Source organism: Gardnerella sp. DNF01195, assembly GCF_049244175.1.
Lineage (GTDB): Bacteria > Actinomycetota > Actinomycetes > Actinomycetales > Bifidobacteriaceae > Bifidobacterium > Bifidobacterium leopoldii.
This window is the reverse complement of sequence record NZ_CP058383.1, coordinates 192,094-211,818: the sequence shown is the minus strand read 5'-3', so window position 1 is coordinate 211,818 and position 19,725 is coordinate 192,094. Positions and strand designations below refer to the sequence as shown.

Below are 19,725 nucleotides of genomic sequence, written 5' to 3'. Positions count from 1 at the left end.
AAGCTAAACACCTAAATTCTCGGGAACATGCGAGAACAAAAAAGCCGCACCGAACTGGGTGCGGCTTAAACGTTTTATCGCCGAGTTATTATCGTCGACTTATTGTTGAAGCGCTTTGGCTTAGCTAAAATTCAGGCGGTAACAACGTCAACAACCTTGCGGTCGCGACGGATACCGAACTTCACATTGCCGTCCACCAAAGCGTACAGCGTGTGATCCTTGCCCAAAGCAACATTCTGACCTGCGTGGAACTTAGTGCCGCGCTGACGAACGATAATGTTGCCAGCCACTACAGCTTCACCGCCAAACTTCTTAACACCAAGATATTGCGCTTGTGAGTCGCGACCGTTGCGCGAGCTAGACGCACCCTTCTTATGTGCCATCTCACTGTCCTTTCAGGTTTATAACACCGTCAATCAGGCGATGGCCGTGATCTTGACGAGAGTCAACTTCTGACGATGACCCTTGCGACGAGCCACACCAGTCTTGTTCTTATACTTCATAATGCTAATCTTTGGACCTTTGGCTTCGTCATTCAAGACTTCTGCCTTCACCGTGATCTTAGCAAGATCCTTGGCGCTTAAGGTCACCTTAGCACCGTCAACAACGAGCGCGACCGGGAATTCCACGGTATCGCCCTTCTTTGCATCGAGACGGTTCACGAGAATGGCGTCGCCAACCTCGACCTTCTCTTGATGGCCACCGGCCTTCACAATCGCGTACATAATTCGTTCCTTAGCTCAATTGAAAGCTTACTTTTGCCTTGCGCACAGCAAAACGCGCGCGGCAAGACACCGACTATCAAAAATACACCTACCCATGTACTAACGTCAAGTCGCTAGATTCATGAGTCAATGCAGACAATATTCAATATTGTACTCAAGGCATATACTTAGTCACTATTCAGAGGCGCAATCATCATTTTCTGTAGTTTCTTGCGTAGTTTCCTGCGTAGCATCTTGCGTAGGTTGCTCCGAAGTATAACCAACAATCTCTTGCGTAGTATCCTCTAAATTATTTTCAATTAATTCTTCAGAAGTTTTATCAGCTTCACTAGTTTCCGCAACTTCACTAGTTTCAGCAGTTTCGCCAGCATCCGCAGTTTCGCCAGCATCCGCAGTTTCGCCAGCATCCGCAGTTTCGCCAGTTTCATCCGCCTTAGAAGATACAGACTCTTTGTCAGAATTCAAAAAATTGCTATACTGCGTTTCTTCTTCAGATTTATGAGCTGCGTCAGTAATTACAGATGCGGCAGCTATACGCGCTAACTTAGCTCTCACTTCCGCGCTAGAACCCTGCTGCTTAACAGGAGCAGGCTGTTCCGTTGCGCTTCCATGACCATACTTGTTTGTTTTAACAAAAGGATCTCCGCCCTTAAGCGCGTAAGGATCCGCATATTCCGAAGAAACAGTAGGCTCATCGTGCAAAATAAATCCACGTCCCTTGCACGTTGGACACTCTTCAGAGAACGCTTCAACTAAGCCTTGGCCAACGCGTTTACGCGTCATTTGCACAAGACCAAGAGACGTAACTTCAGCAACCTGATGCTTCGTGCGATCCCTAGCCAAACATTCCAAAAGCCTACGCAAAACCAAATCGCGGTTCGCTGGCATAACCATATCCACATAATCAATCATGACCATGCCACCAATATCGCGCAAACGAAGCTGGCGCGCAATCTCTTCAGAAGCCTCCAAATTACAACGAGTAACCGTTTCTTCCAAAGACTTACCACGCCCAATAAATCGTCCAGTATTCACATCGATCGTAGTCATTGCTTCCGTACGATCAATCACAATAGAGCCGCCAGCTGGCAAATAAACCTGACGCTCCATGCCCTTACGAAGCTGACTATCAATCTGCCACTTATCGAAAACGTCTTTGCCTTCATGCTCAGCAGGATCCCAATATTCAACCTTGCTGCGCAAATCTGGAGCCATCATCTCAAGATATTCATCAATTCGCTGACGCACTCCCTCGCCTTCCACAATAAGCTTTTGGAAGTCATCGTTGAAAATATCGCGCACAACACGAATTGCCACATCAGGCTCACCCTGTAACAGCTTAGGACGCTTTCCATGCAAGTATTCTTCGCGCTTAGCTTCAATGCGCTCCCACTGCTTAACGAGCGAATCTAAATCTTTTTCAATCGACTCCTCGCTTGCGCCGTCAGCAGCAGTACGAATAATAACGCCCATATCTTTTGGCGCAATCTTCGACACAATAGCGCGCAAACGCGAGCGCTCTCGATCTGAAAGCTTGCGGCTTACACCTGTCATACCGCCAGATGGCACAAGCACTAAGAAACGCCCTGCAAGAGTTACTTGCGAAGTCAATCGAGCACCCTTATGTCCAATTGGATCCTTAGTAACCTGCACAAGTACAGGATCGCCAGACTTAAACGCAAGCTCAATTCTACGAGGTTGACCTTCAAGACGAGCCATATCCCAATTAACTTCGCCTGCATAAAGCACGCCATTCCTGGCCTGACCAATATCTACGAATGCAGCTTCCATGCTTGGAAGCACGTTTTGAATGCGCCCAAGATAAATATTTCCAACAGTAGCAACTTCTTGAATATCAGAAACATAATGTTCTACAAGAATATTGTCTTCAATAACGGAAATTTGCGTATGACGATCGCGCTCACGAACAACCATTAATCGTTCAACATTTTCGCGACGAGCAAGGAAATCTTGCTCCATAAGAAGGTTTTGACGGCTACGCTCACGCCTATTATCTCTACGGCGTTGGCGCTTTGCTTCAAGTCGCGTAGAGCCTTCAATATCCGTAATTTCGTCTATATACTGCTGCTTGCGCGAGCGGCGAGAAGTCAAGTCGTCTTCGTTTGCATTAGTGTAGTCGGATGACTCTTCCTGAGAAGGTGCGGAATTCGTGTCATCGGAGGATTTAGAACGGCGGCGACGACGGCGACGCGTATAAAGAGTTTCTTCCTCATCTTGCTCACGAAGTTCTTCTGGATCTGGAATTAAATCGCGATCTTCTTGAGAGACTTCATCTAGACTTGTGCGTTTTGTGCGAGAATTCACGTCATCGTCAAGATCATTTGAAATATCAATGTCTAAATCGCGATTTCCGTTGCGGCTTTCATTTCGATCAGTGCGAGAGCTACGACGGCGACGACGGCGACGCGTAATCATTATTTCATCGTCATCGTTGCCATTATTCGCATTATAATCGTCGTTTGTACCTCTGTTATCGCCTTCGTCACTGCTATTACGGCTATCTCTGTTATCTCTGCTATTGCTACCGCCTCTGCTGTCTACTGCACCGTTTTCATTTCGAGCGTCATCATCATTAGAGATGTTATTCGACATATTGCGACGATTAGAACGCCTATTCGAAGTATTTTCTGCAGATAAAATATCGCTAACATCAAGAGTTTCATCGATGCGCGTATCAATGGGAGCATAAACAATATTGTCGTATGCAAGATCCTCTTCAATTTGCTCAACTTCAGCTGCAGCACGTCGCTCAACAGCATTCAATCTGCGAGAACGGCGAGAACGCTGGCTTTTGCGAGTTTTTTCATCGCGATCATCTTGCGAATCCTGAAAATTCTTAGCGTACTCAGAATCTTGAGAATACATAGAATGACTTGTTTCACGCGATGTTTCACGACTATTCCCTCTGCCACTATCACGCTTTATTTCGCTTGAATTCTCGCGTCTTTCAGAACGAGACTTGCGTTCGCTACTATCACGACTATCACGAGAATCACGGCTATTGCGTCCACCGCGCCTTCCGCGAGAAATATCACGTAAATCATCGCGCAAATCATCATTCAAGCCATCACGCGAGTTGTCACGCAAGTCATTACGCGAACTGCTGCTTTCCTCGCTACGATCGTTCACTACCTTAGGAAGAACTGGCTCCTGGAATAGGAGCGAAGTTATTGGGCGCGATTTAACAACATGCGGCTCAGAATTCTTCGCACTAGAATCCTCAACTTTTAGTTCCATTGCTTCTCCAGCCGCACCGGCACCACGAGTAACTCGTCGACCGCGACGGCGACGCGTAACGCCAGAGCTTTGCTGCAAAGTATCACCGGCAGCCATATTACTTTCCGCAAAATCTGTAGATTGCATTATTCCGGACATTTCCGCAGAAGTAGCGGTTTTAGACACAGTTCTACTATTTTCAGCTTCAGATTCATTGAAGCGTTCTCTTATTATTCTGGGCACTATGCTCCTCACGAGACGCTGCATCGCCTCGCATCCCTGGCTTTAAGTTAAGCACGCACGTGCGCGAGCCACCCCAAAGCTCTCTACAAAGTCTAGCTGCGCGACAGCGGACGCCAGCCTCGGAAAACGCTCACGAGGGGATCGACGCCATCGATTGCCTGGCGGCTTGCAGTGCCACCGCTCTCTAGTATGCCATATTGCCGAGTCAAATATATGACTCGTTGAATATTAAAATTTGCATCGCTGTTTTTAAGCCAATTAGCAGTTACTAAAAATTCCAATAATTTCAAACTTATCCATAGCGCACATAAAAGTTGCGTATCTCTCCTATAGTTACAGCATAGGTTCGCACGCATGCAATTTGCGTGCGATTAACGAATTTTGGAGGCAAGAAATGGGCTTAATCAGCGCAATGCAAGGCTTTTGCGTAATTGGCATTGTTATTGCTGCAGGCTACGTTACTGCTCGCATGCGCGTTGGCGGTTCACAGGCTCAAATGGTCCTAAATCGCGTAAGTTTTTTCGTTTCCAGCCCTTGCTTAATGTTTGCAATACTTTCTAAAGAGCCTATTTTTGAGATTTTTCACTCTTCGATTTTTGTTGCATTCTTTTCTGCGATGATTGTTGGAGTTGCGTTCGTTCTGCTTAATCGCTTTTGCTTCCATCTTCCTGCAGCTGACTGCACTATAGGTGCTCTCAATTCTCTTTATTTAAATTCCAACAATATTGGCTTGCCGGTTGCGACTTATATTTTGGGAAATCCTGCGCTTGTTGCTCCGATTTTAGTTATGCAACAGGCTGTATTTACTCCTGTTGGTTTGACTGTTCTCGACATTACAACTACTGGAAAATGTTCTCTCAAGCGCATTGCACAGCAGCCTTTAAAACAACCACTTTTAATTGGTTCGCTTGGGGGAATTATTATTTCTGCAATTTCCGCAAAAGTTGGCTACTTCCCTGTTCCTAATTTTCTTTACGATCCAATTAAGATGATTGGCGATTCTGCAGTTCCAATGATTTTAATGGCTTTTGGAATGTCGCTTTACGGCAGCAAGCCTTTGCAAAAAGATTCTAATCGAGCTGCTATTGCCACGGTTGCTGTGTTAAAAAATCTTATTATGCCTGCAATTGCGTTTTTGCTAGCTTATTTTGTGATGGGTTTCCGCGGGGCGACTTTGTATGCGTGCGTTGTGTTAGCTGCTCTTCCAACTGGTCAAAACGTTTACAATTATGCTGCGCGCTACAACGTCGGCTTAAGTTTTGCGCGCGACGGCATACTGTTTTCTACTGTCACTAGCCCAATTTGCATAGCCGTAATTGCCGCAATTTTGGGATGATTTCGTGCGCAGTTTATGCCGCCTACGCGCGCAATGCTGCGCTCAGGCAGGTCGGAGCGCACACAAAACACAACCCAGTTTCTAAAACCCAACCACACAAACCTGCCCTGCCTTCGTCAATCGAGACGAAGGCAGACCTCGCTTGCGTTGAAAGCACACCGCGCTTTCAACCCTAAGCAAGCTCGGCGCTCCGAGTTGCTTTCGCGCACGCTGTGCTGCGCTCAAGCATGTCGGAGCGCTAACTCATCAAGGCGCGCACGGAAAGACGGCCAATCCGTGCGCATTGCCGTAAGCAACTTCAGCTTAGGCACGTCGTCAATTGGCACCCACTTAATTTCCATACTCTCGTCGTCGTGCGCGCAAGGATCCACACTATGCCCCGGCTTTTCAAACGCAAAAACCGTTGTATAACACCAGTTTCCGTGATCCTCGCGGTAAGCTCCAACAACTTCAATATCTCCCGAAGTAATATTTGCTTCCTCGAAAGACTCACGCAATGCGCCCTCAATCGCGCTTTCTCCATCGGAAATTGCGCCACCAGGGATGCCCCAAGTGCCACCTTCAGCGCTCCAAAGCGCGCGATGTTGCATCACAACGTGCGTCACGCGACCAGTTTCGGCATCTCGCCTAGCAAGCAGAACTCCAGCAGCACCGTTATGACCCCAATGCCTGCGACCACAATCGCAATGCACCCAGCCATCTCCCGGCTGATGCACATTTTCTTTAGGCACTTCCGTGGAAGTCGGATCATTCTTTTCGCCAGTTTCTTCCAAGCTTTCCTTATTCCACAAATCCGGCCAAGCATATCCAAGCTCTGAAACCATTTGTCTCAGCAGCGGCAAGCTGATTCCAAGAACACCGTGAGGATCTCCATTAATGCTTTCAATAAAAGCTCCGCCAAAACCTTCTAGTGTAAAGGATCCTGCAACTTCTAGAGGTTCACCAGTTGCTACATACGCGCGAATTTCCGCGTCACTCATTTGCGCAAAAGTTACGCTTGCATGACTTGTTTTGCAAATAGTTTTGCCGGTTTTTGCGTCGATTAAGCAGTGGCCAGTCCACAATTGTCCTGTTTTTCCGCTCATCTGCTTGATTCTCTCAAATGCCACTTCAGGAGTATGCGGCTTTCCGTAGCACTCACCATCGAGTAAGAACATGGAATCGCAGCCAACAATCAGCACACCGCTACAATCATGAGAAGATTTATTTCTATATGCAAAATCGTGAATATCGAAAGTTTTTGTAGGAACAGTAACGCCTGAAAAATCGCGAGTTTGCGCCGTATCTACGTTATGCGTTACGTCTGATTGCGAATCGCTTGCTAAAGCATTACCAGCAGATTTCGCAGTTTCTGCAAGTTCAGAAGATTCAGTTTCAGCTTCCAGCGGATACCCCACAACTAAATCGCCACTAGCCGAAGCAGCCGTATCCGCCACACGTTTCCACGCATGGTACACAGCTTGAGCTTTTGCGCGAGCCAAAATAGAAACTCGCTGCTCAGCACTCAACTGCTCAACGCTTGCACCTCGATCACTAGCGGCATCACGCAAAGCCGCCGGCTCATCCACTTCGCTTACGTGAATTACCGGAATCACGCCAGCCGCCGCCAAAACCGCTCTACGCGAAGGAGACTGCGAGGCTAAAATCAACGAAACTGTCATACCTTACCCTTCCCTTTTACAACTTCACACAACTTATTCGCGAGTTATTGCAACGCCAGTAGAATCAACAGGCACGTGCAAAACGCGCCAGCCCGTACGCGAAAGCCACGGCTCGGCAATTGCGTCGATTTTTTGAGCTGCACTCTTGTTATACTCGGCATCTCCTGCATAAAATACAGCAACGCACGATCCTGCTCCCGAAATCGCTGCAGCAAAACCATGCTCGCGCAACGTTTCCACTAGCTTCCACGAATCTTTCATAAGATTTGCACGATACGTTTGATGAAGAGCATCTTGAGTTGCTGCAAAAAGTAGCGCATTTCGCGAAATATCAGATTTTACTGTGCATAATTTATTTTCAGAATCGCTATTTAACTCACCAAAAGCAACCGGAAGCATTGCAGCTCGCGACACGTTAAATATTGCGTCACCATACGGCACTTTTGCCGGAAGCGCGCGCCTAGCAAGCTCTGTAGAAAGCTCGAAATCAGGAACGAATACCGACACAGAAATATCTTGCGAAACTTTGTATCGCACAGTATGAAAACCGGTAGAAAGCGGAGCTTCGCAATCTCCAGCCACGCGCACAGAACCTTTGCCTTCCCCAGCATCAAGCTTCCAGCTCATCGTCAAACCGCCAAAAACTGCAGGAGCAACATTGTCTGGATGACCTTCAATTGCGGCCGCGATTTCGAAAATTGCTTCACGATTAAGCTCACCTTCGTGCGCAAAAGCCCAAGCAGCAGCAACAGCAGCAACAATCGCTTCTGCAGAAGAGCCCATACCGCGCGCTTGCGGAATCCGATTATGCGCTTCTAACGTAAATCGCAAGTTTGGCAGACCAAATATTTTGCAAGCTTTGCGAAAAGTCGCTACAACTAGATGCGTTTCATCTTTTGGAAGCGTATCCTCGCCTTCGCCGTGAATAATTACGCGCACGTTTCCAGCATAATCGAGCGAATCAAGCGAATTTTTAGAACGATTATCATCCAGAGTAAAAACTAAAGAATCCGCATAATCAAGCGCAATACCGGCTGCATCAAACCCAGAACCAAGATTTGCGCTAGTTGCTGGCACGCGCACGGAAACACTGTTACATACTGGCTTCATACGATCACCTGCAGCTTTTCACTTTATAACGCGCAAAACTAGCGGCTTTTCGCACACAACGTCCAACTTCTGCAAATCCTCGCAAATAGCTTGAACCTCAGCTTCCGAACATTCGCTCACAAGCACGCGCACACTGCCAGGTCCACCAAGACCGCACTGTGGACAATCCGAATCACCTTCAGTCTGCGCATACTGCGCTTCACAAGCCGAAGCCAAACGCTCAGCTGCAACGCCATGATCTGCAAAAACATCCATAACTTCGCTGCACAAAGCCAAAGAAGTATCTTCCATATTGCAACGAATCACAAAATCTGCTCTGGTCTGCTCGCTAGAAGCCGGCACATACTTGTTGTACATTGGCACGCCAAAACCTGCGCATCCACGCACAAGATTTCGAGCAGCACTAACAACATCTCCAACAACAGCACTTGCAGTTGGAGCGCCGCCGGCACCGCGTCCGTAGAACATCAAATCATCTGCAGCCTGCGCCTTCACAAATACAGCATTAAAACTGCCATGAACCGATGCCAAAGGATGCTCCGCGCCAACAAGCGCCGGATACACACTAACGCTTACGCCGCCATCTGAGTTTGATTCGCCGTCGCAATGCCTTTCAACTGCTGCAAGTAGCTTAATTACACGCTTTTCCGCGCTCGCTGCAGCAATATCTTCAGAGTCAATCGCGCTAATTCCTTCAACAGAAACATCGTCAATACTTACCGGCATTTGGAATGCGAGAGTTGCAAGAATCGCAGCTTTATTTGCAGCATCGAAACCTTCAACATCTCCGGTTGGATCAGCCTCAGCATAACCCTTTTCTTGAGCTGCGCGTAAAGCCGAGTCAAAATCAAGTCCGCGCACAGTCATTTCGTCAAGAATATAGTTGGTAGTTCCGTTTACAATCCCGAAAATTTGCGTAATTTCGTCGCCAATAAGTGACTCTCGAAGCGGTCGAACAATAGGAATCGCTCCTGCTACAGCCGCCTCAAAGTACAAGTCAACTCCGTGACTTTCTGCACACTCGTATAATTCCGGACCAAACTTTGCAAGCAACGCTTTATTTGCAGTAACAACAGATTTTCCATGGCATAGCGCACTTTTTACAAAAGTATGAGCCGGCTCAAGTCCGCCAATAAGCTCGATTACAATATCAACGTCTTCGCGGGTGCACAAAGAGGCAGTGTCTGTAGTTAGCAAATCACGCTTAATCCAAGGAGCGTCAACTTCTTCCGGATGCAAGCACGCAACTCCTGCAAGCTCAATATTTGCGCCAATTCTAGCCGCAAGTTCATCACTCTGCTCAACTATAAGTCGCGCTGTTTGCGAACCGACTGTTCCGGCACCAAGCAATCCAACGCGAATAGTTTTATTGGCTAATTTTTTGCTTAACATATAACTCGCCTCCTTAAGCCATGAATTTTGAATTTTTGTTTTTCGTTACGAAAAATAGCAGTTACGAAAAAAGCATCATCACATTAAGAATCACAGAAATAATCAAAAACGCAATTACACCTACGGTTCCATAAAGTGATTTCAAATTATTTTCCTTAGGCAATTCCAAAGGCGCATCAAAGAAAACTAAATATCGACGACTACGAGCAAGTAACACTATTCCAACTACAAGCACTGCAAACACAAATATGCTATATAATCCAGCTAGCACAAATCCAGAAGGCAAATCCATTAACTCTTTATTTGATAATTTGTCAATTTCTATAACATTCCCGTTTGCATCTGTCATCTGTTTTAGTAACCATAAAGCAACAACGCTTCCTTGGAAGTTCACAATCATGTGAAGAAATATGCTGTAACGCAATTTAGAAGTTCGCACGTACATGTACCCGAGAATAAGCCCAAGCCCGAAAGCGTAGAAAAATTGGAATATATTCATGTGGAATAATGCAAAAGCTAAAGCAGAGAACACAATTGCTTTCTTTTCGCCATACACACGCAATCGAGAAAGTATTTGCTTTCTAAAAAACCATTCTTCCATAATAGGAGCAAGAATCACTACGAACACAAACGTTTCCCACATATTTCCAGACACAATAGTCTCTGAAATACGATTTTCTGCTTTACCGTCTGTAATAATTGAAGCTAATGTTGTACCAATTAAGTTTCCTCCATACATAACTGGCACACTAACTGCGTAGAATCCCAAAAATTGACGCAAAGACATAGAAAATTCACGCGACGCAAGAGTTGGTACTGCTCGCATAATCAGCATTGCAATAGGAAGCGCTATTAAATATTGCGCAATGTCAGACACTAATATTGTTGCAATAGATTTTTCTAAAAATTCTTTAGGCAAAAAATACGGAAAGCACATACCTAATGCATATGCAGCAGCAATCCACACAACCATGAACATGCATAATGACATTCCAATAGTTCCCTGCCGCTTTCGCGCCAACAAATATGTGTCGTCATGTTGTATCTCTTGCATACTCATTCCTTTTGTTATTCTTTACGCTTTATCGTGATTTTTCGCTTTTTATTGAATTCGTATTAAGTTTGCGCTACTTGCGTTATTCACACTTACTTAAGCACACCCTCAATAAGCTTCGTAATTAAATCGCCATAGCTTATTCCGGTTGCTTCCCAAGCTTTTGGATACATGGAGATTGGCGTAAACCCAGGCATTGTATTGATTTCGTTGATCATCACATGACCTTCAGGAGTCACGAACGAATCAACACGGCTTAATCCTCTACCGTCTGCTGCTTTGAATGCTGCGAGCGCTGTTTTACGCACGAGCTCCAAAGTTTCCGCAGGAAGATCTGCTGGAACTTCCACGTGCGAAGCCGCGGAATCCATGTATTTGCTATCAAAATCGTAGAACTGATCTTCGCCAGCCCGACGCTTGTCTAACACAATTTCACCTGGCAAACTTACTTTCGGCTCCTCGCCATCGCGAGCTGCAAGAACCGCACACTCGATCTCGCGCGCGTTAATTCCTTGCTCTACTAGCACTCGCCAATCGTGCTTCGAAGCTTCAAAAACGGCTTGTGCTAAAGCCTCAGCATCATGCGATTCCACTTTTGTTACGCCAAAACTAGATCCTGCACGGCTTGGTTTTACAAAAAGCGGATACTCGAGTTTTGCTGCCTCAACTTGCGCAAGCATTTCGTTTGCGTACGCAGCAAAGCGATTCGTCGAGTCACTTGCAAATTTTCTAGCATCCAACGCAATCCCCGGAGCGACATCAATTCCGGCAGCCTTAAACAGCTGCTTTGCGTAGTATTTATCCATGCATGCAGCCGAAGCCAACACTCCGCAACCGACGTACGGCACTTGCATCATTTCTAGCAAACCTTGCAAAGTGCCATCTTCACCGTTTGGTCCGTGAAGAACTGGGAAAACAGCGTCGATATGACCTAAACTTTCAAGCGTGTCGTCCGCTTTTCGCACCAAGAATCCGTCTGCACCCTTTGCAGGGTCAAGCACAACATCACGCGTTCCAGCGGTTTTTGTGATTACTGGCAACTCGCCTTCTTCCATGCGGAAGTTACGAGGATCTTCACCACCAACAATCCATTCGCCTTGTTTTGTGATTGCGATCCGCACAATGTCAAAACGATTTTCGTCTACAGCACTGAGCACTCCAGCAGCAGATATGCAAGAAATCGAATGTTCGTCTGCCTTACCGCCATACAAGAACACTACACGCTTTTTCGTCATTTTTTTCCTTTATATATTTTTGAATTATTCTAGTTATTTTGGATTAGTTTTGATTATTTTTGCAAACGCTACTTACTCTTCGCAAACATCGTCGTCGAAAAGCATTGCGAGCATTTCTTGGCAGGAAATTCCTTCTTCAAGCACGCGAGCCATTGCACTTGCAAGCGGAGTTGCAACACCCAAACGCTTGCCCATTGCAACTACTGCACTTGTGGTTGGCACGCCTTCTGCAACACCATTGCTTACGGCAGTTGCTTCTTCAACGCTCATGCCTTTTCCAAGATTTGCACCGAAAGTATAGTTGCGGCTTAGAGGAGATCCACAAGTTGCAACTAAATCACCAAAGCCAGCAAGACCTGCAAAAGTGCGCGAATCTGCGCCTTCTGCTACGCCCAATGCCGTCAATTCTGCCAAACCGCGCGTTTCAATCATAGCCGCCGTGTTTTCGCCATATCCTGCGCCTCGAGCCATACCAACTGCGAGCGCAACCACGTTTTTAAGCGAGCCACACATTTCTACGCCGATTACGTCTGTTGACACAAATGCTTTAAAGTAGCTGTTTGAGCATGCTTTTGCAACTACTTCTGCCTGAGATTTTTCTGCGCAAGCAACTACTGCTGCAGCCGGGTGGCGAGATGCAACTTCCTTGCTCAAGTTTGGTCCGGAAAGTGCAGCAAAACGGTTACGCGGTAAGTTCAAAGCTTCGCACACAACTTCATCCATACGTTTGCCGGTTGTGCGCTCAATGCCTTTCATAAGCGAAACAACGATCGCATTTTGTGGAATCAAACCCACAAAACCTTCCAACGCAACGCGAGCAAACTGTGCCGCAATCGCCACGACTACAATATCCGCATTCGCAACAGCCTCTGCTCGATCCCCAGTTGCAGTCATGTTTTCTGGAAGTTTTTCTACGCTAGGCAGACGCACGCCATTATGATGATGATCGCGAATTCCTTCAACAATTTCCGGCTCTATTGCCCACATTGTCACTTGATTTCCTGCATCCGCAAGTACTTGTCCAAACGCAGTTCCCCAAGCACCAGCACCCAACACCGTAACGTTCATGTTTTACGTCCTGCCTTTCGGTTGTGAGTTTTATAAGCTACTGTATAGCTATTTATTTGTAATCACACTATTACACAATTCTACACATGCCGCTTTACGGGATTTTTAAAAGATACTTTATTTTATTCTTCCGTAACGCGTTTCATCTGCCTGTAATCGAAGTATCCTGCAGGAGATTTTTCTCCACGAATTTCTTCCATAATCTGCGTCATACGCACACGCACGCGACGAGCCAACTCTTCAGCAGATTCAAGAGGAGGTAGCTCTCCCCAATTTTCACTCCCCTTTAGCAAGTCAGCATAATCGAGTTGGGTATCGTAGCACATTACAACATTTTTCTTTGGCCACGGCCACCAGTGGTTAATGCTTGCTGCGCCCCATGTAACCGCGCAAAATAGCGGAATCTGATGTCCGAGTCTGCGCGATGCTTCGAGAGCAATTATACCAATTCCGGGCTTCATGCTCATAGGCCATTTTTTAGGATCGCGCGTAACTGTTCCTTCAGGCCATACACTTAAAGGTCTGCCATTGGTGAGGATTTTAATAGATTCTTCTTCTATTTCTCGCGCTTTTCCGCTTCTGCGAGGAACCGGCTGCATGCCTACAAGCTGGAACCATTTGCCTAAGATTGGCCAGTGAGCGAGTTCCGCTTTTGCCATGTAGCGCGGACGACGACCTTGGTGAAATAGTGCAGTCATAGGTATGAAAACGTCAAACATCGTCACGTGTGTGCAAGCTGTAATAAACACGCCTTCTTCTGGCACGTTTTCCAATCCCCACGCCTTTACTTTGCAGCGTGAACGCAATACGCGCGACGTTCCTTCGAGCAGTCTTTCGGCGGCTTTAGGATTTTGCGCGTCAATTTCTACCTGATTTGGCTTGCGTTTTCCTGTCGGATAGTAATACGTTGGGTCAACTAAATTGTGTTTACTTGCTAAAAGCTTTACTTGCTCATCACTGAGTGGTTTTACTGCACTTCTTGGCGAAGGTTTTCCTTTTGATACCATGCTTTCTATTGTGCAGCATGCTATAAACCTACGCTACGACCTACTTTTGCAATCAACCCATGTTTAGGAGAGCACGCCCAAGCGAGCACAAAGAGAGCGGTTGCTACGAGCACAATTGTTCCGCCCGTTGCTGTATCAAAGCTCCACGAAATATACATTCCAACAATCGAAGAAACGCAACCAATAACAGGAGCTAAAACCATCATCCTAGATAGCCGATCAGTAAGCAGTCGCGCAGTTGCAGCAGGAGTCACAAGCAGAGCAAGCACAAGCACGTTTCCAATAATTTGCACGGAAACAACTACAGCGATAGCCACTAACACGTACAACATTCCATCTAGCCATGCAACCGGCAATCCCATTGCGCGCGAAGTTTCTCGATCCATCGATACGCAAACAAGCTCTTTGTGGAACATGCATAATATAGCCAAAATAATCAAACCAGTAATAGCAACAACAGCAATATCTGAATCAGGAATACCTGTAATCGAGCCAAACAAGAAGGATTCTAAGGATCCAGCGTAGCCAGATGCTTTAGAAATAATCACAATTCCAAGAGCAAAAGCAGATACGAAAAATACGCCAATAAATGAGTCTTCGCGAAGCCTACGGTTTTGGCTAAAAATAGATACGATTAGCGCGGTTGCAACTCCTGCGAGTGCTCCTCCAAATAGCAGATTTCCTTGCAATACGAAGGCTATAGCAAGTCCTGGGAATACTGAGTGAGCTACAGCATCTCCAATAAACGCCATTCCTCTAAGCACTACATAGCATCCAACTACACCACAAATTACGCTAGAAAGGCACGCTACAATAAGTGCTTTTAGCAAAAACCAAAGGTCCGGATTTGTTAAATCTTGTATAAATTCTATTGGAGATAACATTACTCTTTTACCACACTTTCCTTACCAATTACGCGCTCAACTGCTTTAATAAGCGGATTTTGCGGAGCTACGTGGAAGGTTTGTACCCACTGTTCTGTTTGCAAATGTTGCGGATCGTCGTCGCCCACAATAGTGCCATCAAATAGCATTATTCTCGAGCATGAGTTAATTGAGCCAATAATATCGTGTGAGCTCATGAGAATTGCTTCACCAGAAGCAGACAATTTCAAGAACAAATCGGTAAGCAGCTCCTGAGTAGGCATATCGAGTCCAGTAAACGGTTCGTCTAACAGAAGCAAACGCGGCTCTCCAGCTAATGCTCTAGCAACAAGCACGCGTTGCCGCTGACCTCCAGAAAGTTCTCCAATCGTACGATCTTGGAAATCAGCCATTCCTGTGCGTTCAAGCGAGTTTAATGCGATCTCGTAATCTTCTTTTTTAGCGCGGCGAACGTAACCAATATGACGAATCCTACCCATCATCACTACATCTAAAACAGAAAGTGGGAAATCCCACGCAATATCGTGACGTTGAGGCACATACCCAACGTAAGATACGCGAGAATTAAGTTTTGCACCTTCCATATGAGGAGCACGCACTTCGAGTTTTCCAGTATGTGGAATCAAACCCATAATTGCACGAAATAGCGTTGTTTTACCGGCACCGTTTGCGCCAAGTAATCCCACAAATTCGCCACTATTAATGGTAAAAGAAACGTCTTTTACCACAGCGCGATTCCCGTACGAAATATTCAAATTGTGTGCGCAAATTACTGCATTTTCTTCCATATTTACTACCTTTAACACTTTCACTTCAAACATTTCGCTAAAGAATCCGCGTTAGCTCGCATCATATCCGCGTAAGTTCGCACATTTGCGTCGAAAGCGTCACCATAAATTGGGCAAACTTTCACATGCGCTTCAGACGCAAGCTCTTTAAGCACAGACGAGCGAGAAATTAAATTCGGCTCTAAAAACACTGCAGGGATTTCCAAGTCGCGCAAAATTTGCGAAAGTCTGCGCCTATCTTGCACGCTTGGCTCGCTTGAAGGGTTGATTGTTACAAATCCCGCAATATTTACGCCATAAGCTTTACCTAAGTATGCAAAAGCGTCATGCGTTGTAACCAAGTTGCGACGCTCTTTTGGAATTGACGCCACTTTTTGCCTCATATACGCGTCTACATCTAATAGCTTGTTAATGTATCGGTCCGCATTTGCGCGATATTTGCGAGCATTTTTAGGATCGACTTCACACAAGCGGTCAGCTATTGTGCGCACATAAGCAATTCCGTTTTTCACTGACTGCCATAAATGCGGATCAATATCTCCGTGAACATGTTTTCCAAGAACAGCTTGTGGAAGTTGATAGATTTTCTGCCGTGCAAATCCAAGGAATCTATAGCCTTGTTCAGCTGGAATTTCTTTTAAAGCATTAGTCGGCACTTCTACTACTACATCTCGCGGCTCATAATACACGCGCTTTGGTGCAACCGACCGCTTTTCTTGCAAAGTGTCAACTCTGTACAAAAATCCGCGTTTAGCTAAATCGTAAGCCAAATCTGCATGGCCTTGATTCAAAACTACACTAGCTCCACGCTTTTTCGCTAATTTCTGCGCGTTAATGCCAACAGCAAAACGCATAGTTGCGTTTCCTAAACTTGCAACCCTCTCGTTTTGAGCATTGAGCATATCTGCGTGAAAACCGAGAGTATATTCTCCTGGCTTACTAAAAGCCCAACTTAAATGCGTGTGCGCGTCCGCAGGCAAATCCACATGATCTTCATCGTTAATTCCGTTTGCTGAATTAACGTAAGTTTCTACACTTCCAAAAGTGCCAGTAAGGTAAGCGAAAAGCGAACCAGGACCAATTACTTTAGTTGCAGTTAAGCGGATCCTGTCCGAACGCTTCATGTTGTATGCTTTTGGCTTTATTACAGTAGCGCGTCCTTCTTTCGTTACAGTGGAAGGCGCGTTTGATTGCGAAGATTGAGAAACCTGAGAAGACTGCGACTTATCAGATTTCTCTTGAGATTTTTGTTGCTCTTTAGTATCTTCAGCTTCCTCAACCGTCTGCGAAGTTTGGCGTTCTGTAGCAAGACCAAGCCAAATAGTGTCCAACGACACATCTTCGACCATTGGAATAATATCCGCCGCATGTTTCACGCTTTCTTCAGCAAGTTGCACATTCGGCACGCCTTTTCGCAAATTCGCATCTAAAGCAGTAATAACACCATGCTCCTCAAGCATCATGTAATTACTAAAAGCCACGTCAGCATACACAACATCTCTGATTGAACGCAATCGCGGCTCGTAAGAGTGCGGATCTGCATTATCAGGTACGATTGAACTCACATTTGCAGCATCCCCTGCTACATTCGCCACCATATCACGCAAAACGCCTGTAGTTGTAACTACATTAATGCGACCATCGCGATGTCCTGCACGATTCCCATTAGCACTACCACAAGCAGAAAGCGGCAAAATAAGCGCGACGACTGCAATTGCACCAATCGAAGAAAACAAAGTTTGCTTTACTCTTCTGGGCCTATGAATCACCCTTACACACTCCTACTACTAATAGCGCAACAGCCAGTTGAAGTTAATAAGTCCGCGATTGTAGAGATACCAAATTCCTGCACCCAAAACGCCAAGCACAGCAATAATTCCACCAGCAAGAAGCGAATAAGCAAGTAAAGGATTTCGCTTAAATAATCCTGTTACACCTTTTGCTTCAGACTTCACAACATCGTCATTATCGTTCAACTTCTGTCGGTACAAACTTTTAGCAAGCCTCTTGTTACTAATTTTTGAAACAAGACCTTTATGCTTTTTAGCTTTTCTTGGCAATTGTTTTCCAGAGTGTGAATTATTTGATCCAAAACCACGACCACCAACAAAAGAATTTCCGCCACCGACAAAACCGATTCCACGGCTGCCATGATTGCCGCCAGAATGAGGCAAATTAGCAGGTTTTGCTGGATTATGAGGTGCAGAAGGTCCACCTTTTTTGCTTTTGGTGTCCTTTTCTTCATTGTTTTCAACACCGCCAGCAGAGCCCATTGGTGTTTCTTGTGGATCTACACCAACAGCAACGTGAATATTGCGAGTTACTGTAGAATTTCCGTCAGAAGCTTGGAATTGCAATGTGTAATATCCAGGTTTGTCGAAATCCCAATTCGCATGAGCATGCGTATTTGCAGGTATTGTATAATCTGCTGCTCCTTGAGTGGAGAAAATCTCTTGATCTCCGCCGCCCAAACCTCCAAACATCCAAACGCGTACGTTTCCAGGACCTTCAACTCCTGTTAGGCTCAATTGAGTTGGCTTATGAGGATTCATAGACTGATTATTCCAACCCATCCATGGCACACCATCAATTTGTGTTTGCGGTATACGATACACGCCGTTAGTTTTACCAGCATCACCAACTGCGAATACAACTGTATCCGGGTCTCTAAAGACGTGGCTTCCTGTCACATCTTCTTGCACAGCCATATCAACTTTATTTGAATCGCCAGTATATACAGCAATATCAACATGACCGTGGTCTATAACGAGTTTGTCACCCTTGATGTCTTTGAACTTTGTCGAAGTAGATTGCTGACTTTGAGAATCTTGCTTTCCGCTTTTCGCGTTATGTTCCCCATGAATAAGACCACCGTTATTACTTCCAAAAAGTCCTCTATTACTTCCAAGAAGTCCTTGTTGTTGCATTTTTGCTCCAGGCCATGGAGTCACATACACAGTGTTGTTGTTACCGTTAATGAAGAAAGATCCGTTACTTTGTTGCACATTAATACTGTGATCCTCACTTTGAGAATCGTCATTATCATCTGAATCTTCTTCGTCATCTTCACCATCTTCATCACCATCAAAAGATGCGCCATCATAATCAGCAAAATCCCCAGCTGTTACATCATGATTAGTGACGTGGAATGTATAGACTTGCTCAGAACTTTGCTCCTCGTCACCAACGGTAGTAGTAGCCTTCATTTTTAACTTGTACACACCAGGACGGTTAAAAGACCAATACATGTGAGAATGCTTGCCACCAGTCTCAGTGATGTCAACATCTTTCGGCCATCCGTCAACAGAACCAAGCATTTTCTCATAATCGTCACCGCTGCGAGTATACATAAAAACTTCGCCGTTGTGGGGTGCTTCGATACCAGTTAATGACAGTTTGACTGTTGGGTTAACTTTTGTAGAACCAGCTCCCTCATATAACGGTCTAGTATCTAAACCAGGCCATAATGCACCAGTATTTCCAGCTCCAGATTGATCAAAGAACCAGACTACACCTTCGCGAGTTGTTGCGTAGATTTCTTTTATTACCGAATTGTTCTCATCTTTGGAAAGCTGCATGATGTTTTTAGAACCGACTTCAAAAATAAGTCGATTCGTATCGTAACGAGTGCCATCATGATCTTCACTTTCAAACGCATCTCCCAAGGTGCCTAATACTATGCGCCTGCTTGTAGCATCAAAGAAAGTTGCAAAAACGTCAGTATGACCTTTATATGCATGGCACATTACAGCTTTACTATCAGCCGCAGGTTGTGAAGCAGTTTTATCTAAGCGAGCAGCCGTACACGCTTTAAAATTAGCTTGCTTTATTGCGTCAAAATCTTTAGAAGATTTCTTTCCGCTTACAACAGTTGCGTCACTGCCATTGTCAGCAAAAGCTGCGGGAGTTCCCATCATCATGCCACACAAGCACACGCCCACCAACAAAGCGCGAGATAGTTTCTTTATACTATTACGAACCATTT

At 45.6% G+C, this 19,725-nt stretch carries 15 protein-coding genes; 1 reads left to right on the top strand and 14 read right to left on the bottom strand.

All coding sequences use genetic code 11. The annotated features are described in order from the left end of the window. Positions 1–131: 131 nt before the first annotated feature. The 3 genes from rpmA to HXT43_RS00810 all read right to left on the bottom strand — a co-directional run bounded on the left by rpmA (position 132) and on the right by HXT43_RS00810 (position 4,205). A complete protein-coding gene (gene rpmA, locus HXT43_RS00820; protein ID WP_004106248.1) occupies positions 132–383 on the bottom strand; it encodes a 50S ribosomal protein L27 in 252 nt (83 codons plus the stop codon). A 33-nt stretch (positions 384–416) separates the two neighbouring features. Further along, the gene (rplU, locus tag HXT43_RS00815) at positions 417–725 is read right to left on the bottom strand and encodes a 50S ribosomal protein L21 (protein WP_004111933.1); all 309 of its coding nucleotides are present in this window, start codon (positions 723–725) and stop codon (positions 417–419) included. 174 nt (positions 726–899) lie between these two features. Further along, entirely contained in the window at positions 900–4,205 is a 3,306-nt protein-coding gene (locus HXT43_RS00810) for an Rne/Rng family ribonuclease (protein WP_174143540.1), read from the bottom strand. A gap of 394 nt (positions 4,206–4,599) precedes the next feature. On the opposite strand from HXT43_RS00810, the gene HXT43_RS00805 reads away from it, so the two are divergent. Continuing rightward, positions 4,600–5,541 (top strand): AEC family transporter, encoded by a 942-nt coding sequence (locus HXT43_RS00805; RefSeq protein WP_004106240.1) that lies wholly within the window; start codon positions 4,600–4,602, stop codon positions 5,539–5,541. A gap of 221 nt (positions 5,542–5,762) precedes the next feature. On the opposite strand, the gene HXT43_RS00800 is transcribed toward HXT43_RS00805, so the two are convergent. From HXT43_RS00800 to HXT43_RS00750, 11 genes are all read right to left on the bottom strand, one after another. Next, entirely contained in the window at positions 5,763–7,202 is a 1,440-nt protein-coding gene (locus HXT43_RS00800; protein ID WP_116442847.1) for a Maf family nucleotide pyrophosphatase, read from the bottom strand. A gap of 33 nt (positions 7,203–7,235) precedes the next feature. After that, positions 7,236–8,312 carry a homoserine kinase gene (gene thrB, locus HXT43_RS00795; protein WP_116442848.1) on the bottom strand — a complete coding sequence of 359 codons (1,077 nt, stop codon included), beginning with the start codon at positions 8,310–8,312 and terminating at the stop codon, positions 7,236–7,238. A gap of 18 nt (positions 8,313–8,330) precedes the next feature. Beyond that, entirely contained in the window at positions 8,331–9,704 is a 1,374-nt protein-coding gene (locus HXT43_RS00790) for a homoserine dehydrogenase (RefSeq protein ID WP_415707076.1), read from the bottom strand. A 61-nt stretch (positions 9,705–9,765) separates the two neighbouring features. Further along, positions 9,766–10,758: a CPBP family intramembrane glutamic endopeptidase gene (locus tag HXT43_RS00785; RefSeq protein ID WP_004118563.1), complete on the bottom strand. Its 993-nt coding sequence runs from the start codon at positions 10,756–10,758 to the stop codon at positions 9,766–9,768. Between the two features lie 92 nt (positions 10,759–10,850). Continuing rightward, positions 10,851–11,993 (bottom strand): D-alanine--D-alanine ligase family protein, encoded by a 1,143-nt coding sequence (locus HXT43_RS00780; protein WP_064340517.1) that lies wholly within the window; start codon positions 11,991–11,993, stop codon positions 10,851–10,853. Between the two features lie 72 nt (positions 11,994–12,065). Beyond that, positions 12,066–13,061: an NAD(P)H-dependent glycerol-3-phosphate dehydrogenase gene (locus HXT43_RS00775; protein WP_004106227.1), complete on the bottom strand. Its 996-nt coding sequence runs from the start codon at positions 13,059–13,061 to the stop codon at positions 12,066–12,068. 122 nt (positions 13,062–13,183) lie between these two features. Beyond that, entirely contained in the window at positions 13,184–14,068 is an 885-nt protein-coding gene (locus tag HXT43_RS00770; RefSeq protein ID WP_064340516.1) for a lysophospholipid acyltransferase family protein, read from the bottom strand. A gap of 20 nt (positions 14,069–14,088) precedes the next feature. Then, positions 14,089–14,952: an anchored repeat-type ABC transporter permease subunit gene (locus tag HXT43_RS00765; RefSeq protein ID WP_064340515.1), complete on the bottom strand. Its 864-nt coding sequence runs from the start codon at positions 14,950–14,952 to the stop codon at positions 14,089–14,091. After that, entirely contained in the window at positions 14,952–15,740 is a 789-nt protein-coding gene (locus tag HXT43_RS00760) for an anchored repeat-type ABC transporter ATP-binding subunit (protein ID WP_174163559.1), read from the bottom strand. The genes HXT43_RS00765 and HXT43_RS00760 overlap by 1 nt, the downstream gene beginning before the upstream one ends. Positions 15,741–15,760: 20 nt before the next feature. Further along, the gene (locus tag HXT43_RS00755; protein ID WP_421780997.1) at positions 15,761–17,476 is read right to left on the bottom strand and encodes an anchored repeat ABC transporter, substrate-binding protein; all 1,716 of its coding nucleotides are present in this window, start codon (positions 17,474–17,476) and stop codon (positions 15,761–15,763) included. A 51-nt stretch (positions 17,477–17,527) separates the two neighbouring features. Then, entirely contained in the window at positions 17,528–19,723 is a 2,196-nt protein-coding gene (locus tag HXT43_RS00750) for a choice-of-anchor M domain-containing protein (RefSeq protein ID WP_410299598.1), read from the bottom strand. Positions 19,724–19,725: the final 2 nt, after the last annotated feature.

Coding starts and splice junctions, on each gene's coding strand:
- HXT43_RS00785 (WP_004118563.1), bottom strand. CDS start 10,758: ATGCAAGAGATACAACATGACGACACATATTTGTTGGCGCGAAAGCGG.
- HXT43_RS00770 (WP_064340516.1), bottom strand. CDS start 14,068: ATGGTATCAAAAGGAAAACCTTCGCCAAGAAGTGCAGTAAAACCACTC.
- HXT43_RS00800 (WP_116442847.1), bottom strand. CDS start 7,202: ATGACAGTTTCGTTGATTTTAGCCTCGCAGTCTCCTTCGCGTAGAGCG.
- HXT43_RS00750 (WP_410299598.1), bottom strand. CDS start 19,723: ATGGTTCGTAATAGTATAAAGAAACTATCTCGCGCTTTGTTGGTGGGC.
- HXT43_RS00760 (WP_174163559.1), bottom strand. CDS start 15,740: ATGGAAGAAAATGCAGTAATTTGCGCACACAATTTGAATATTTCGTAC.
- rpmA (WP_004106248.1), bottom strand. CDS start 383: ATGGCACATAAGAAGGGTGCGTCTAGCTCGCGCAACGGTCGCGACTCA.
- HXT43_RS00775 (WP_004106227.1), bottom strand. CDS start 13,061: ATGAACGTTACGGTGTTGGGTGCTGGTGCTTGGGGAACTGCGTTTGGA.
- HXT43_RS00790 (WP_415707076.1), bottom strand. CDS start 9,704: ATGTTAAGCAAAAAATTAGCCAATAAAACTATTCGCGTTGGATTGCTT.
- HXT43_RS00765 (WP_064340515.1), bottom strand. CDS start 14,952: ATGTTATCTCCAATAGAATTTATACAAGATTTAACAAATCCGGACCTT.
- HXT43_RS00805 (WP_004106240.1), top strand. CDS start 4,600: ATGGGCTTAATCAGCGCAATGCAAGGCTTTTGCGTAATTGGCATTGTT.
- thrB (WP_116442848.1), bottom strand. CDS start 8,312: ATGAAGCCAGTATGTAACAGTGTTTCCGTGCGCGTGCCAGCAACTAGC.
- HXT43_RS00780 (WP_064340517.1), bottom strand. CDS start 11,993: ATGACGAAAAAGCGTGTAGTGTTCTTGTATGGCGGTAAGGCAGACGAA.
- rplU (WP_004111933.1), bottom strand. CDS start 725: ATGTACGCGATTGTGAAGGCCGGTGGCCATCAAGAGAAGGTCGAGGTT.